20 protein-coding genes are annotated in these 15665 nt (G+C 50.9%); 4 read left to right on the forward strand and 16 right to left on the reverse strand.

Annotated elements, in window-relative coordinates:
* Positions 1-19 precede the first annotated feature (19 nt).
* The 7 genes from JS578_08710 to JS578_08740 form a co-directional block, all read right to left on the reverse strand.
* The gene (locus tag JS578_08710; GenBank protein QRX62968.1) at positions 20-1375 is read right to left on the reverse strand and encodes an alanine racemase; all 1356 of its coding nucleotides are present in this window, start codon (positions 1373-1375) and stop codon (positions 20-22) included.
* Positions 1376-1401: 26 nt separating this feature from the next.
* A complete protein-coding gene (locus JS578_08715) occupies positions 1402-2457 on the reverse strand; it encodes an ATP-grasp domain-containing protein (protein ID QRX62969.1) in 1056 nt (351 codons plus the stop codon).
* Positions 2444-2695 (reverse strand): PqqD family protein, encoded by a 252-nt coding sequence (locus tag JS578_08720; protein QRX62970.1) that lies wholly within the window; start codon positions 2693-2695, stop codon positions 2444-2446. The genes JS578_08715 and JS578_08720 overlap by 14 nt, the downstream gene beginning before the upstream one ends.
* A gap of 84 nt (positions 2696-2779) precedes the next feature.
* On the reverse strand, positions 2780-3214 hold the full coding sequence (locus tag JS578_08725) for a hypothetical protein (GenBank protein ID QRX62971.1): 435 nt from the start codon (positions 3212-3214) through the stop codon (positions 2780-2782).
* Positions 3215-3272: 58 nt separating this feature from the next.
* Positions 3273-3839: a hypothetical protein gene (locus tag JS578_08730; protein QRX62972.1), complete on the reverse strand. Its 567-nt coding sequence runs from the start codon at positions 3837-3839 to the stop codon at positions 3273-3275.
* Positions 3823-4134, reverse strand: coding sequence for a hypothetical protein (locus tag JS578_08735; GenBank protein ID QRX62973.1), 312 nt, complete (start codon positions 4132-4134; stop codon positions 3823-3825). Before JS578_08735 ends, JS578_08730 begins: the two co-directional genes overlap by 17 nt.
* 39 nt (positions 4135-4173) lie before the next feature.
* Complete coding sequence (locus JS578_08740) at positions 4174-4710, reverse strand: RNA polymerase sigma factor (GenBank protein ID QRX62974.1); 537 nt, start codon at positions 4708-4710, stop codon at positions 4174-4176.
* 500 nt (positions 4711-5210) lie between these two features.
* Here JS578_08740 and JS578_08745 point away from each other — a divergent pair, with 500 nt between their 5' ends.
* On the forward strand, positions 5211-6122 hold the full coding sequence (locus tag JS578_08745) for an IS982 family transposase (GenBank protein QRX62975.1): 912 nt from the start codon (positions 5211-5213) through the stop codon (positions 6120-6122).
* Between the two features lie 35 nt (positions 6123-6157).
* On the opposite strand, the gene JS578_08750 is transcribed toward JS578_08745, so the two are convergent.
* From JS578_08750 to JS578_08780, 7 genes are read right to left on the reverse strand one after another with little or no spacing between them, the layout of a single operon-like run.
* A complete protein-coding gene (locus JS578_08750; protein ID QRX62976.1) occupies positions 6158-7219 on the reverse strand; it encodes a 4Fe-4S dicluster domain-containing protein in 1062 nt (353 codons plus the stop codon).
* A complete protein-coding gene (locus tag JS578_08755; protein ID QRX62977.1) occupies positions 7219-7497 on the reverse strand; it encodes a hypothetical protein in 279 nt (92 codons plus the stop codon). Before JS578_08755 ends, JS578_08750 begins: the two co-directional genes overlap by 1 nt.
* Positions 7498-7501: 4 nt before the next feature.
* Positions 7502-9226, reverse strand: coding sequence for a CoB--CoM heterodisulfide reductase iron-sulfur subunit A family protein (locus JS578_08760; GenBank protein ID QRX62978.1), 1725 nt, complete (start codon positions 9224-9226; stop codon positions 7502-7504).
* Between the two features lie 6 nt (positions 9227-9232).
* Complete coding sequence (locus JS578_08765) at positions 9233-10540, reverse strand: CoB--CoM heterodisulfide reductase iron-sulfur subunit A family protein (GenBank protein QRX62979.1); 1308 nt, start codon at positions 10538-10540, stop codon at positions 9233-9235.
* A gap of 6 nt (positions 10541-10546) precedes the next feature.
* Positions 10547-10942, reverse strand: coding sequence for a hydrogenase iron-sulfur subunit (locus JS578_08770; protein QRX62980.1), 396 nt, complete (start codon positions 10940-10942; stop codon positions 10547-10549).
* A 13-nt stretch (positions 10943-10955) separates the two neighbouring features.
* Positions 10956-11207, reverse strand: a complete 252-nt coding sequence (locus JS578_08775; GenBank protein QRX62981.1) for a sulfurtransferase TusA family protein — start codon at positions 11205-11207, stop codon at positions 10956-10958.
* A 48-nt stretch (positions 11208-11255) separates the two neighbouring features.
* Positions 11256-11822, reverse strand: coding sequence for a DsrE/DsrF/DrsH-like family protein (locus JS578_08780; protein ID QRX62982.1), 567 nt, complete (start codon positions 11820-11822; stop codon positions 11256-11258).
* Positions 11823-12022: 200 nt separating this feature from the next.
* Between JS578_08780 and JS578_08785 the strand changes: the two genes are divergently transcribed.
* On the forward strand, positions 12023-12700 hold the full coding sequence (locus JS578_08785; protein ID QRX62983.1) for a Crp/Fnr family transcriptional regulator: 678 nt from the start codon (positions 12023-12025) through the stop codon (positions 12698-12700).
* A gap of 39 nt (positions 12701-12739) precedes the next feature.
* Here JS578_08785 and JS578_08790 read toward each other — a convergent pair whose 3' ends face one another.
* Positions 12740-13432, reverse strand: a complete 693-nt coding sequence (locus tag JS578_08790; protein QRX62984.1) for a Crp/Fnr family transcriptional regulator — start codon at positions 13430-13432, stop codon at positions 12740-12742.
* A gap of 179 nt (positions 13433-13611) precedes the next feature.
* Here JS578_08790 and JS578_08795 point away from each other — a divergent pair, with 179 nt between their 5' ends.
* Together JS578_08795 and trxB are read left to right on the forward strand one after the other, a co-directional pair.
* Positions 13612-13959 (forward strand): thioredoxin, encoded by a 348-nt coding sequence (locus JS578_08795; protein ID QRX62985.1) that lies wholly within the window; start codon positions 13612-13614, stop codon positions 13957-13959.
* 85 nt (positions 13960-14044) lie between these two features.
* Positions 14045-14971: a thioredoxin-disulfide reductase gene (gene trxB, locus JS578_08800; protein QRX62986.1), complete on the forward strand. Its 927-nt coding sequence runs from the start codon at positions 14045-14047 to the stop codon at positions 14969-14971.
* A 386-nt stretch (positions 14972-15357) separates the two neighbouring features.
* On the opposite strand, the gene rpsO is transcribed toward trxB, so the two are convergent.
* Positions 15358-15627, reverse strand: a complete 270-nt coding sequence (rpsO, locus tag JS578_08805) for a 30S ribosomal protein S15 (GenBank protein QRX62987.1) — start codon at positions 15625-15627, stop codon at positions 15358-15360.
* Between the last annotated feature and the right edge of the window lie 38 nt (positions 15628-15665).

The following is a 15665-nucleotide window of genomic DNA, read 5'->3' on the forward strand; positions in this document are numbered from 1 at the left end:
CAGGTTTGATGGGTTATCCTTACAGCTTGCATGCTTTCAGGTGGTCGGGCACTAACTCCTGACCGGTGATGCTCTCCAGGGTCTCATTTTTCCGGATCGTGTGGATACCCCCTGATGTATCAATCAATACCACCGCGGGGCGGAAGGTGATGAACTGCATCCACTGTGTCATGTTGTAGGCTCCCACCTCGTGTACCACCACCCGGTCACCTTTCTTCAGCAATGGCAGGCTTATGCTCTCGCGGATGCAGTCGATGTTCATGCAAAGGGGGCCGTAGAGAGCCATCTCTTCGCTGTGCTGCGTAAATTCCTGGGCAGGTGATATCCGGTGGTTGTACCAGAAGGAGGTGAAGAGGATGTTGACACCGATGTCGAGGATGGTGGATCTTCGTCCGTCAGAGAGTCGTTTGGAGGCCAGCACCGTTCCCAGCAGGTAGCCTGCCTCGTCGATTAGTGCGCGGCCGGTTTCAAGGATCAACAGCGGCAGCTCTTCCGGACGGAAGCCAAACTGCATGATGCTGCTGACGATAGCCTCTGCGTAGTCGTCGAAGGAGGGGATCACATCCGCCCCCTGGAGATATGTGCCCTTGAGGGTATTGGAGGAGCAGAAGCCACCCCCCATGTCGAGGTACTTCACCCGGACACCTGTTTTACCGGCAGTTGTCTGCATCAGTTGGCATAGCTTATTCGCCGCTGTTGCGTAGGCGGAGGGTGTCAGCATGTAGGTGCCGATGTGGCAGTGCAATCCCTCCAGCTCCAGGCTGTGCTGGGTGACGATCTTCATGATGGCGTTCCAGGCTTCGCCCGACTCATAATTGAATCCAAACCGGTCCCACTGAGGATAGACCCCGGTATCCATATTGATCCGGATGGCCACCCTGGCCTTTTTCCCGGTACCCTCCAGCAACTCGATCAGGGTGTAAAGCTCGTCGAAATGGTCGAGGTGGATCAGCGAGCGGTTGTCGACCGCCAGCCGCAGATCCTCCCTGCTTTTGTCGGGACCGTTGAAGATGATCAGGTTGCCAGGCACTCCGTTCCGGATTGCTTTCTGGTACTCAAACCCTGATACTACCTCCGCCCAGCTTCCCTCCTGGTGGAAGATGTTGCAGACGGCATCCAGGTAGTTGGTCTTGTAGCTCCAGGCGAACTGCACTTTCGGGTAGCGCATGGTGAAGGCGCGCATTGCCCGTCGAAAGGTCTGCCTGATGGTCCGTTCACTGAGGACAAACAGGGGGGAGCCATGTTCCTCCATCAGACTGCTGACCGATACTCCCTCGATCTCCTTCATCGGCTGTTGGAGGTTTCTGCTTCCGAACTTGTTCAGCATACCCGTGTTCAGCTTCTGAATCATTGGGCGTTCGTAGGTTGGTTTCATTATTTCTTTTATTAATGACCTGTAAATTACATCTCACCCGTGGTAGAGATCTTCTCGAAGGCTGAGATATCAACAACCATGTCGTAGGAGTACCGGATGAACATCTTCCCGCTCTCATAGCGTGTGAACGGCTCCACCTCCTCGCCTAGCGCCATCTTCACCAACGCCTCGGGATGGTTCTGCCCGCATCCGTTGGCCAGGTATACCCAGGCCGGAAAACGGGGGTTCATCTCAAGCAAGTAGTACTCATCTTTTTTACTCTTGATAAACTCCAGCTCACATCCTCCCCGCCAACGGCTCTTCTCTACCAGGCTGCGTGCTGTTTCCAGCAGCTTCTCATCCTCCAATGAGATCCCCGACCAGGCTTTCCCCTTGTCGGTGATGTAGAGCTTGCGCATCGGTACCGCACCGATGCATCTTCCGTTGCCATCTCCCAGGGCGGTGACGTTCACCTCGGTACCGGCGATGAACTGTTGCAGAATGACCGGGTAGCCCCACTTGGCCACGATCTTGTAGAAATAGGAACTGGCCTGTTCGAACGAGGAGGCGATCCAGGCATCGTAATAGCGCCCCTTCACCACGATGGGATATTCCACCTTCTCCTCCTCCTCCAGTTTTTTCAGTTCCTGGAGCTGGGTGATCATATGGCTCTCCGGAACTTTCACCCCATATTTCTCGCCGAATTTGTTCAATTCCGATTTCTGTCGCTCTTCGAACGATTCGTGCGTGGGCAGGAAGGAGGCGATGCCCAGCTCCTCCTTCATCCAGCCGGCAATTTTGATGAAGTTGTGCAGCTCCGCATCGAAGTTGGGGATAATCACGTCGGGTTGCTCCTTCTCCCGGATGTAGCGCAGTCGTTCCTGCAGCATGCCAGTGCCGCCCGTGGGGAGGGGGAGCTGGTAGACCCTGTGGGCCATCTCCTCCATGTAGATGCCCGGCTCGAGCGTTTCGTAGGAGAGACCGATGATGCGGACGTCGAAATCACGACTCTCCCGCAGCGCCCGGATCACCGGGATGCCGGGGCCGGGACTGTCGATGTTGTTCAGCCCGGTAACGGCGACGGTGATCTTACGCCTCTTCATACTCGGTGAGTTGGTAGCTCTTCAGCATGGTGAAGAAGTCGCTGAGATCCATCTCGGCGCTGTTTTTGTCCAGTTCGAACCTCTCACGGAATCTTTCCATAATCGATTCGGTCTCTTTTCCCTCCTGCAGCATGTGCAGCACAAATAGACCGGTCTCGTTCACGCTGAAGCTATCTCCCGTGAGCGGATTGAATATAAAACCGGTCTCGCTGATGGCGATGTTTTTTCTGATCTTCACGGTGTGAGTGTAATGGTTATTTGCAGTAAATGTATAAATTAATCGGGAGCAGACTCCCGATTACCCAATTATTTAACGAATCCTTTACTTTTTAACAGGTTCTCTCCGGTCACAGATGCCATTGTTGTTTGCATCTACAAAATTCACCGCTCGTCCCTTGCCGTTGCGCAGCCCGGCACCATTTCCTGGTCTGCGTCCGGCCCTGCCGCTTTCATAATAGTCGCAGATACCGTTCTCATCTGCATCTACGAAACCGCGACCTCCCCTGCCGCGACCGTTGCGCATGCCCTTGCCATTGACTCTTCCGCTGCCGTCTAGCAGCCGTCCTTTACCGTTGGCATTGGGATTTCCGGGCGTCCCCTTCTCAAAGTTGTCGCAGATGCCGTTGTTGTCGTTGTCCACGAACGCTGGCCCATTTTGGGTGGTGGTTTCCTTTTCGGTTTCTACAGGTTCCTGTGCAGTGGCCAGACCGATGGAAAGCACGACGGCCAATGCTGAAAGAAAAATTTTTGTTTTCATCTTGTTGTTCATTTTATAGAGTTTGTATGGTTGTTTTATCGTTTGAGCCACCAATACTTCATTCGCTTCTGCCGTTCCTGCCATAGCGGTGCCGGTATCCTGGAGTAATTGCGGTACTGTCGTTCCAGTTATAACCCCTGCCCCGGTTCATGGTCCCGTCGCGAAACAGCGGAGTGAATGCCTGTTGTAGTTGTAGGCACTGCGAGGAGTCGCAAAGGGTTCGCAGAGTGAGGTAAAGATTATTGGTGATTTTTTTCAGGTCGGCATGGTGGCTCCCTACATGTTCCGAGAGAGTGTTCAGTCGGACTGTATCGGGTAAGGAAGCGTTCAGCTCGGTGAAAAGTTCATTTTTCAGTGAGTCCATCTCGAAGATCAGCTCGTTTGCCGTGTACTGGAAGTTACGGTGCGCATCCCTGAATTTCTGCATCTGTGCATCATTGAAGCCAAGTTGTTGTCTGAAAAATTTTCCCGTGAGGGGATTGGGCTGATCCTCATCCAACACGATGGCAACCTCCTGCTCCTTAGCCATTGCCCGATTTCTGACAAGGATGGTGCCAATGGTGGAGAGATTGAGAATCACCAGCAAGGCGATGACCCACCATAGAATTTTAGTCGTTCTGTTCATGATCGGTGAAGTTGTAATATCCCAGGTTTTCGATTTGTCCATCGTTGATGTTGAGGCTCATACCCGCGGTTGGCCGCTCACTGTAACTGCTGCCGATGGTGATGCCCAGAAAAACTACCGCGACGATTGTTCCCGCCAGCACGACGCTCTGCCAGATCGGCACCCTTCTGCCCGCTCTGTCGCTTCTCCGCTCAATTTCTGCCATCACGCGACTGGCAAGGAAAGGGTTGGATTCCGTTGCCCTTTCACGCCGGATAAGTTCATCGACAAGATGTTCTCTTTTCATCATTTTCATCAGTTCGTTCATTGTTTAGACACACGGTGCAGAGATTTCCTACGGACTCTGCAGTTTTTTTCTCAGTTTCTCGTTGGCTCGTTGCAATAGCTGCTCAACCGCGCCCTCCGTGCGGTTCATGATGGTTGCGATTTGCTTCTGTGGCAACTCCTCGTAGCGGCTCAGGACGAAAGCCATCCGTTGCTTTTCAGGCAGTGCGTCGATCGCTGCCCGAATCTCCCGATCCTGCTCTTCACGTTCCAGCATCTCAAGTGGTGTCTTATCACTGCTGCCCCTGTTGAAAATCGTATCGAGCGATTGCAGCAGCCGTTTCTTCTTGTTTTTGCGGAGTTGGTTGAGCGACATGTTAAGGGTGATCCGGTAAAGCCAGGTGCTGAATGCCGCTTCTCCATGGAAGGTGTGGAGCATTTCGTAGACGCGGATGAAGACCTCCTGTGTGAGATCTTCCGCATCCTCCTTAGCATGCAGGTACCCCATTACCACACGGAACACCTGCTGCTGATAACGTTCCATCAGGGTTCTGAAGGCAGTGGAGTTGCCTGATATGATCTCTTTTATGAGTTGTTGGTCCGACATGCAGTTTGGTTGGCACACTTTTGCTATGTTTGACACGATAGGAAGCCGATTCCTACGGTAAAGGTATTCTTTTTTTAGCAAGCAGCTATTCCTGCCTGGGAATGATTCGGTTGACTTTGCTCGTCATTGCCGGTTAGATTTGCCAGATGAGTATCTCATCTAGAAATAGCGTTACACTAAAAAGTGAACCTTTTCTGATATTTTTGGAAGCTCATCCTATATTTTAAGTTTATTGCACCCTTATATCCACTCCAATAATTATGGGAGTGGATATAAGGGTGCAATAAGGCTAGAGCTTTTCAGAACCCATGAAAGTCCTTGTCTCGTCCTGAAATAGGGTTCACAAAAAGGCCGTCTCATGTGATATGATGAGACGGCCTCTTTGAATTTTTTCTTTTAACGTGAGTTCGGGATAAGAAAAGCATAAAAAAAGTTGTGATATAGGGAGATTATTTGTATATTTATAGCTGATAATCAAACAAATAACAAACATCAGCCCTATGATCACAACAGACAAAGTTATTGAAATATTTTGTATTGCCGACGATTTTTGTGCAGAATATGAGAATGAAATTCAGAATCATCAACTTCAAGCCGGGGGTACAACTAAAAGGAGAAACAGGAAAACGCAAATGTCCCAGAGCGAGATTATTGCCGTGATGGTCTGTTTCCACTGCGGAACCTTCCATAATTTCAAGAATTATTACCTGTTTTATATTTGCAAACACATGAAGAGCTATTTTCCAAATGCCGTTTCCTACAACCGTTTTGTCGAGTTGCAACCCAGGGTGATTGTACCTTTCATGCTCTTGCTCAAACTCTTTGGATTTGGTGAATGCACAGGCATTACATATGTGGATAGCACTCCCATTAAAGTATGTCATAACAAGCGTATACACTCGAATAAAGTATTCAGGGATCTGGCACAAAGAGGGAAAAGTACGATGGGCTGGTTTTTTGGATTCAAGCTTCATCTGGTCTGTAACGAAAAGGGTGAATTGCTGAATTTCTCTCTCACAAAAGGCAATGTCGACGATAGAAACCCTGACGTAATCAATGTTCTTACCAAAGATCTTTTCGGTAAACTATATGCAGACAAGGGTTACATCAGCACAAAGCTCTTCGAGATGCTGTTTGACCAGGGTGTTCATTTAGTGACCGGTATACGCTCAAATATGAAAAATTCCCTGATGTCATTCCGCGACAAGATTCTCTTACGCAAAAGATCTGTAATTGAGTCCATCAATGATGAACTGAAGAATATCTGCCAGATAGAACATTCAAGGCATCGTTCCACACATAATTTCATCATGAACATAATTGCTGCATTGGTGGCATATTGTTTCTTTCCCAAAAAGCCTTCAATCAAATTTGAAGTGGAAAAGTCAAGTCAATTAACCATTTGGGGATAATATGTTATCCCGAACTCACGTTTTTAGTCTGCTGTTCAGGATTGCTGCAGACTCCTGATCTTCGTGAAATAGTGTGCGAAGGAACGGTAGAGGAAATGGGTCCACTTACCGAAAGGCACGATGATCAGTGCCCACTGAGCAAGTATGGTGAGGTGGAGGATGTGCATCCAGATATTGCTTTCGAGCAGCTGAAGGTCGATGAAGAGGCGCACCAGGAAGGCGGTCAGTCCCATCATCAGCAGCCAGATTACGAAGAACCAGTCGGAGGGTTGAGAGAACTTGTTCAACGACTTGTTCTTTTTGATCCTTCCGGAGACGAAATGGATGGTGATCACGAATACCAGCAGACTCTCCAGGTAACCCAACAGGATCACGAAGAGATGCTCTGTGCCAAACCAGTTTAGAAAGACCGTGGTGAAGAGCAGCGACAGGTAGGCGAATACCAGTACCATGTGTTCCAGCCAGCGGAAGTTGTCCTCTTCGTCGCAATCTTTGGCCCTTTTCTGGGTGAACATGTTTACGAAAAGTTCGGTGAGTGCCGTGAAATAGCTCTTCAGCGGAACCTTCACCTTCTGCTTCACGATTGTGAAATACCACATCCGTAAAAGGTTTGGCACGAAGATCACCAGGAAGACGGTTGCGATGGCCATCATCTCGAAGAGGTGTCCCGCATGGATCAATCTCTCAGCATCAAAGCCTGTGGAGCGGGCGAAGAAGAAAACACCTGCGGCTACCAGCAGCAGTGCCATGATGGTGAAGGGTAGAGAACGGTAGAGCAGTCCCGAGAGACCGGTCCAGTCATACTTGGCGGTGAGCCAGCGCCGCAGCGACATCATCAGCTCACCCGGGTTGGCAGTCTGCGGACACTGCGCGGTGCACTCGCCGCAATAGTAGCACTCCCAGGGCTTAAGCGACTGCTTCAGTTCATCCTCCAATCCCAGTGCACTGAGCCGCACCATCTCACGCGGAAAGGATTGGTCTGGGGTGGATAGTGAGCAGACAGCTGTGCAGTTACCACAGTTGTAACATGCATTGAAATTGACGGAACCGTACTTCTTCAGCTCCTCCGCGAAACGGGGATTTATTTTACTTGCCATTATTTTACCAGTTTATACGAATAGTATTCGTCCATGTCGTCGATCTCGCCGGTGGCTACCACCCCATATTTCACCAGGGTGAGCAGGTAGTATGTCGCTTCGTGGAGGGGCATCTGCAGTCGTTCAGCGAGCTGCGCGATGGTGAGCTCCTCCTGCTCCAGTGCACCGGTGATTGCCCGTTTGATCCGGTTGAACTCTTTCAGCTCCTCTTTCACCCGTTTAGGGACACCCTGTTTCTCCCGCAGGTAGCGGGATGTTTTTCCTTTTTCTACTTCCATACTCTTATACCAATGCGTCAATCATACTCATTATCTCTTCACTCGAATAGTTGATCAGGTTGATGGCGTCTGGCGGACATACCGGGGTGCACATGCCGCATCCCTTGCAGACTGAATTGTTGACTGCAGCCACCATTTTGCCGCCCACCTCCTGCTGCAGGATGGCATCGAAGGGACAAGCCTCGGCACACTTCCCGCACCAGCTGCAGGTGTCGCTGTTCACCTCCGCCACGATTGGCTCTGTTTCGAGTGTACCCTTGCTGATCAGCGAGTAGGACTTAGTTGCTGCCGAGAGGGCCGAGTTGACCGATTCGGTGATGTTCTTCGGGCCCTGACAACTGCCGGCGATGGTGACCCCGTCGATCACAGTCTCCACCGGACGCAGCTTCATATGGACCTCGTTGAAGAAGTGGTCTCTTCCCTTGGGTAACTTGAAGAGAGTTCCCACCTTGTTGTCGGCGCGCGGCACCATACCGGTTACCAGCACCACCAGGTCGGCTTCGAGCTCCAGCTCGCGGTTGGCCGAGAGGATATCACGCAGGGTGATTGTTGTCTTCTTCCCTTCCGTTACTACTGCCGGTGGGGTCTCCTCTGCCCATTGCAGATACAGATCGCCCAGCGCCAGCGACTCGGCATAGAGCAGCTCCTGCTTGCCGTAGGTGCGGATGCCGCGGTTAAGGTGGTAGTTGCTGATCTTCCGAAATCTCTTTTTTGCCAGGATGGAGGCATGGATGGCCGAGGTGCAGCAAAAGCGGGAACAGTAGGTGTTCTCCCCGTTGGTCTGACGGCTGCCCACACAGTAGATGTAAGCGATGTTGCGAATTTTCCTCCCTTTGTAGATAAGTTCTTTCCCTTCGGCATGGTCAATCAGGTGACGGAAATCAGGTAGCGTGATCACGTTGTCGCTCTGTGCAAAGCCAAACTCACCCTCCTTGGGCTGGTAGGAGTCGAAGCCGGTGGCTACCACTACCGAACCCACGGTGAACTCGGCGGTTTCTACCGGATCACCCTCCTTCAGTGGCCGCTTGCGCACCTTGAGGGTGAAGTTACCGATGCTTCCCTTGGAGGTGATTACCTCCGTACCGGTCATGATGGTCACATTCTCCCGTTGCAACAGGTCGTTGTAGATCCGCTCCGAGAGTGCACTCCCGCTCTCTTCGCTCATCGCCAGGGGACCCCAGGTGGCGGTATGTCCCCCCACGCGATGCTCCTTCTCGATCAACAGCACCTCCGTCCCTTTGTCCGCCAGGGCGGCTGCCGCCTTCATCCCGGCGATGCCGGCGCCGATCACTGCGATGGATTTCTCGGCTTCGAACAGGTTTGGGTGGAGCGGCTCAGCGTATCGTGACTTGGCGATGGCGGCTTTCACCAGTCGGATCGCCTTGTCGGTAGCACCCTCCTTGTCGTCGGAGTGCGCCCAGGAGGCCTGTTCGCGGATGTTGGTGTGTACGTAGGTATACTTGTTCAGATCACCCCGCTCCGTCACGTTTCTGAAGGTGGTGAGGTGGAGCTTCGGGGAGCAGGAGGCCACGATTACCCCGTCGAGGTTGTGGGTGTGAATGTCCTCCACCATGTCGTTCTGGTTGGCGTCGGAGCAAGCGAAGACCGTTGTCTTGGCCATCGCTACCCCTGTTTCATGTTCCACTGCCTGACGCACCTTCTCCACATCGACATAATCGGATATGTTGCCGCCGCAATGGCAGATGTAGACACCTATTCTCTCTTTCATAATCGTTTATGCTTCCTGGTGCTGTTTGATGTAACTGATTGCTTCTGATGATGCTGAGCCTGCCGAGAGGATTGAATCGGGAATATCCATCGGGGCGGCAGCGGTGCCGGCCACGAAGACTCCGTCGATGCTGGTCTTGGCTGGGCTGCCCATCAGGTCGGTCTGGGCCACAAAGCGCTGGGGATCGAGCTTCAGTGTTCCCTGCGGGAAGATCTTCCCCGCATCGGGGTTCGATTTCACCCCTACCGAGAGCACCACCATGTCGTGCTCCGCCTCCTTGACCACCCCCTCGCTAATATCCTCATATCGCAGGATCAGGTTGCCGTTCTCTTTCTCACTGATGGTGCCGATCTTGCCCTTCACGAACGAGACACCCATTCCCTTGGCCTGCTGGTAAAACTCCTCAAAACCCTTCCCGAAAGAACGGATGTTGATGTAGTAGATGGTGACATCTGCCATGGGCAGGGCACCCATAAGCAACTGTGCCTGCTTGATGGAATACATGCAGCATATCTGCGAGCAGATGGGGTTGCCCACCGAGGCATCGCGTGATCCGGCGCAGAGCACGTAGGCGATCTTGTCGGGTACCTTGCCGTCGCCCGGTCGTAAGATGGTGTTGAAGGGACGAGTGGGGGCGATCTCTCGCTCCATCTGCATGGAGGTGATCACGTTCTTGTGCTGTCCATACCCGTAGCGTGGTATCTCCAGCGGATCGAAGAGTTTGAAGCCGGTTGCCATCACCACAGTGCGGGCATGCAATTCGAACTGCTCCGGCTTCATGGTGAAGTCGATACAGTTGGTGGGGCACACCTTCTCGCAAGCACCGCAGAGCGTGCAGTTCTCGATGTCGATGGCTGCTGCCTTGGGGTTGGCGATGCTGAAGGGGATGAACGCTGCTTTTCTGCCAATGAGCCCCTCTTGGTACTCATCGCGCACACTTACCGGGCAGGCCTGTTCACAGAGCTGACAGGCAGTGCAATCCTCCACGTGCACGTATCGCGGTTTTTTTGTGATCTGCGCCACGAAATCGTTTTCCGATCGTTTGTCAATGGCGGTCACCTCACTCTCGGTGAAGATGGTGATGTTCTTGTGGCGGGCGATCTCCGACACCTTGGGTGTGGTGATGCAGGCGGAACAGTCGAGGGTGGGGAATACCTTGCTCAGCAGGATCATCTTGCCCCCCAGGGAACGTTCTTTTTCCACCAGCAACACCCTGTAACCGGTGTTGGCCAGGTTGAGCGCAGCCTCGCCGCCGGCGATGCCGCCCCCTACCACCAGGGCATCGTAGTGAATGATCTTCTTCTCTTCGTTCATCAGAATTTATGTGTGGATTGTTTTGATCAGGTATTCGTTGAAGCTGCGTATCTGCTTCACGAACGCTTCACTGCATACGGAACAGATGGCAGCCATGCGCAGACGGGCGGGGTCGAGGTTTTGTGCCTTCATCCGCTCGTGTGTATCGCCCACCAGGTTGCCCGTCTTTTCCGTGCAACTCTCTCCATAGACACAGTCGCTGCCGTCGGCCGCGATGAACACCCCGTCGAACCCTCGTTCGTAGGCATGCAGGATCCAGCTGGGCTTGATGCCGCTGGAACAGGGAACCGTGATGGTGTAGACCGTTGGCGGGTAATGGAGCTTCAGCAACCCCGCCATGTCGATGGCGGGATCGGAGATTTTTTCCGTCGAAAAAACCAGTATCCTGGCACTTTTTTTCATCGTTGCTGGAAACTTATTTCTTCTTCATGTATACCTTGAAGTAGCCGTTCTCCTCCACGGCGCCGAGGTACTCGTGTCCCTGCTTCTTGCACCACTTGGGGATGTCTGATTTGGTACCCTCGTCGGCCGAGAGAATCTCCATCACGTCGTCCGTGCCGATAGTGCCGATTGCTTTCTTCGCTTCGAGGAGCGGTCCCGGGCAGGCTGTGCCCCTTGCATCTACTGATTTAGCCACTGTCAGGGCTCTTAATTCTTCTGTTGTCATTGTTTTAATTATTTAGGTGTGAATAAATTTTATTTCAATTTTGTAACGTTAGATGAACCATTGCATGCTGCTCTCGCCGGCATCTGCCACAAAGGTGGTGGCTCCGGCATAGCGCAGGTGCGGGTAGTCGATGATCTCCTCCTTCTTGAATCCCATCAGGTTCATCGACATCTCGCAGACGGTGATCTCAATGCCCAGGTCGGCGGCTTCCTTAAACATCTCATCGAGTGACATTACATTCTGCTGTTTCATCAGCCGCTTGATCATCACCGGTCCCATGCCGCACATATTCATGTTGGAGAGCTTCAGCTTGTTGCGCCCGTTGGGTAGCATCATGCCGAACATTTTTGAAATGAAATCTTTACCCTTCGCCTTCTTTTTAGGATCGCGCAATGCGGAGAGTGCCCAGAAGGAGAAGAAGAGCTTCACCTCTGAATCCATTGCTGCGGCGGCCAGTGAGATGATCATCGCGGCCAGGATCTTGTCCATGTCGCCCGACACGATGGCGATCGAGAGCTGGTCTTTCCGTGCTTCCTCAATGTCGGAGGTTTTAGCCTTGAGCTTCTCCAACTCTTGCTGGAGCAGTTCCATTGAAAGGGGAGTTGATTTTTCCATAATTTGTCAGTATGATTTTGTAATTGAACAGTATGCAAATTACGGAAAAAAATCTGCAATATTTTTTTTTGTGCCGGTGCAGAATGATACACTATTTTGTGCGATATATCACATCTTTCCCTATCTTTGCAGGGTTAGCAGGTTAACCGGGTGAATGCCACATGTTTCTTCGGAAGACTACACATAAAAGTATAGCAGCAATGAAAAATGAATGTATCGATTGCGACTGTGTCCTGAAATCATCCGTTCAGATGAAGGATTGTCAGCTGGAGCTGCTGGGTGGCAGCCATGCAGTGGTTAAATTCAAAAAAGGAGATACCATCATCCGGCAAGGTGTCTTCTCCACCAATGTGGTATTCCTGCGCAAGGGGATGGCCAAGGTTCATCTCACCGGCCCTTCCCGCGAGCAGATCGTGAAGCTGGTGAAGGCTCCCACCTACCTGGGACTACCCACTACCTTTGGTGACAAGATCAACCAGTACAGCGTTACGGCTGTGGTGGAGTCGGAGGTTTGTTTCATCGATATCGAGGTGTTCAAAAAGCTGTTGGCCGAGAATCCAGACTTTTCTGCCTACATACTTATGGAGTTATGCAAGAGCGAGTTGGAGGCATACCACCGTTGTGCCGGTCGTACGCAAAAGCAGCTCAGGGGCAACCTGGCCGATGTGCTGCTGGAGTTTTCCGAACGGCTGTTCGAATCGGACCGCTTCCTGCTTCCCCTCTCCCAGTCGGATATCGGCAACTGGGTGGATGCCGGCAGGGAGAGTATCAACCGTGCGCTTTCGGAGTTCATCGCCGACGGCATCATCCAGATGGATGGTAAGCAGGTGACCATCACCGACAAGAAACTACTGCAGTTAATCAGTCAAAACGGATGATTGCTTTCATCTCATCCTTTAAACCCCGTTGTTTACTGCTTATCCCAGTCTTTCAATCTTCTCCAATTCTGTTTTGTTGAGAATGGTGATTCCTTTCCCCTCAAGGGCGATGATCCCATCCCGTTCAAACTCCTTGAGCAATTTGATGGCGCTTTCGGTGGCTACCGATGCAAAGTTCGCCAGATCCTGGCGCGACAGGTATTGAAACAGGTTTTGCTCACTGAAATTTTCTCCACTCAGGTAGAGCAGTGTGGATGCCAACTTCCCTCTCATCTGCTTGTAGGTCATGTTCGCAATTATGGTGAGGAGTTGTCGCTCGTTGCGGTAGTTGCGGGAGGTGATGCGCATTGCAAATTGGGCATTGTTGAGCAAGATATTGCGCATCTGCTCCTTGTCGATCATGCATACCTCCGTGTCGGTAAGTGCAACGGCAGAGGTGGCATGCAGCGTCTCGCCGAAGAGAGAAGCGAAGCCCAGAAAGTCTCCTGTCTGCGCCAGCTGCAGATTCAGTTGCTTCTCCCGTCCGGTCTGAAGGTAAACCTTGACCAGTCCCCTGGTAATCAGTAACAGGTGCGTCGAGAAAGCACCCTGTTTGAAAAGGTTCTCACCAGCCAGGTAGGTCAGCTCAGTCTTACCACTGTTGATCTGTTCCAACTCTTGCGTCGTGAGGTCACGGAAGCAGGCAACCAACTTTCCGCAGTTGTCCGGTTCATTTATGTTCCTACCATTCATAGGATTGTTGTTTGATCTCCAAAGATACAACTTTTCATGTAACTGTTCTCCATCATGCGGGAAACTGATGCATATCAACTTTACAGGCGGTATCTCTCATCCTCTCAGTCGTCGGAGGAGCAACTATTGCCGTTACCTTTGCACCCGGAAACAAAAGAACAATTTAAAGACGAAACAAAATGAATTATTTACGGACCAATATCCAGGAGGTTGAAACAGCAGATGAACTGCAGAAGATCATCAACGAGAATGAAAATGTAATGGTGTGTTGTGGACGGATGGGCCCCATGTGTATCCCTGTCTATGAGATCATGGAAGAGCTCGAGGAGGAGTACGAAAATGTGAAGTTCTATTCTATGGGCTTTGACAATCCCGAATCGGTTGTGATTCGCAGTGCACCCGAGTGCCGTGGATTCATGGGACTCCCCTTCACCATGTACTACAAGAACGGTCAGGTAGCCAAGGCAACCACCAGCATCCAGAATATGACGCAGGTGAAAGAGAACCTTGATAACCACCTTGCTTGAGGAATAACGATAATAGTGGAGGCAGTACTTGCCTCAGGTGAAAATCAATGCCGGAGTCATCCGGAGAATGGAATAGAGAAACAAAATGGACAAGATATTTGATGTGATGATTTTGGGTGCAGGCGCTGCCGGGCTAACTGCGGGGATTTATACTTCCCGCGGTAAGCTCGACACGCTGATCCTGAGCGAAGGTGTCACCGGGGGACAGATGGTGCTGACCAACGAGATTGCCAACTATCCCGGTGTGGATACCATCAAGGGGTATGAACTCTCCGCCATCATGAAGCGGCAGGCGAAGAACTTCGGTTGCACCATGAAGGCCAATGTGAAGATAAGCAAATACCGGCTCAGCGACGAGGTGAAATCGGTTGAACTGGAAGATGGCAGGATGTTCCGTGCCAAAGCTGTGATCCTGACTCCCGGCGGCAGACCAAGATCGCTCGACATCCCAGGTGAGAAGGAGTTTGAAGGAAGGGGCATTTCCTACTGTGCCACCTGCGATGCAGACTTCTTCCGGGACAAGCGGTTGGTGGTGGTTGGAGGCGGTAACTCTGCCCTGGAAGAGGCGGTCACCCTGACTCACTTTGCATCACATGTCACCATCGTCCACCAGTTCGAACATTTCCAGGCTTTTGCCCATGCGGTGGAAGAGGCGGAAAAGAATCCGAAGATCAGCTTCATCATGGAATCGGAGCTGAGAGCCTATATTGGAGGAGAACAACTGGAAAAGGTAATGATTGAGAACCTGAAAACAGGAGAGATGCGGGAACTCGAAACTGACGGGGTCTTCGTATTCATCGGTTACCAGCCCAACACTGAAGCCTTCAACGGACTGATTGAGATCAACGAACGGGGTGAGTTCCCGGTTGACCAGGCGATGAAAACGAATCTTCCGGGTGTATTTGCAGCCGGCGACTGTATTGCGAAACGCTACCGGCAGGTTACAACCTCTGTGAGTGACGGTACCATTGCGGCTCTCAGTGCCATCGAATATATCCGTACCGGGAAATAAAAAATGAAGAAGTAAATCTAAAGACTGTTATGTAACCCTTACCCGTGAAAGCCTTGCCGCTTTCGCGGGTATTTTTTTTATTTAGCAAGCATTCATATAGACACAGAAAAAGAGGCCACCTCGAACGAGAAGGCCCCTTTTGTGATGGTTAACGTGATATCAGCGTTAAGGTAAAAAAGATTGTTTTAGGTTATCGATACAAAGATAGAGGAGTATTTTGAACGGGCAAAATAAAAAAACATATTATAAAACATAGTTTTAGAATATGTTTTTGGTTTTACTTCTCTCATCTCTTCTTACTTGTCAGATTCTATGATTGTTATGGATAAAACAAAAAGAGGGAAGAAACATGATTCAACCCTCTTTTTCTTTTTTTCATGAGAAAATTATTTTCTGATACCCAATTCTTTGATGATTGCACGATATCTTTCGATATCTTTCTCAATCAGGTAATCGAGTAAACGACGACGTTTACCCACCAAAATTCTCAATGACCGTTCCGTGTTATAATCTTTTTTGTTTGACTTCAGATGCTGAGTCAAATGCGAAATACGGTATGAAAACAATGCTATCTGCGACTCAGGTGAGCCGGTATCAGTGTTAGACTTTCCGTGCTTTGCAAAGATTTCCTCCTTTTTGGTAGAATCTAAATACATACTTGTTTGTAAATATTACTTGTGTATAAATATTTGGG

Source organism: Dysgonomonadaceae bacterium zrk40, from assembly GCA_016916535.1.
Classification (GTDB): Bacteria; Bacteroidota; Bacteroidia; order Bacteroidales; family Dysgonomonadaceae; genus Proteiniphilum.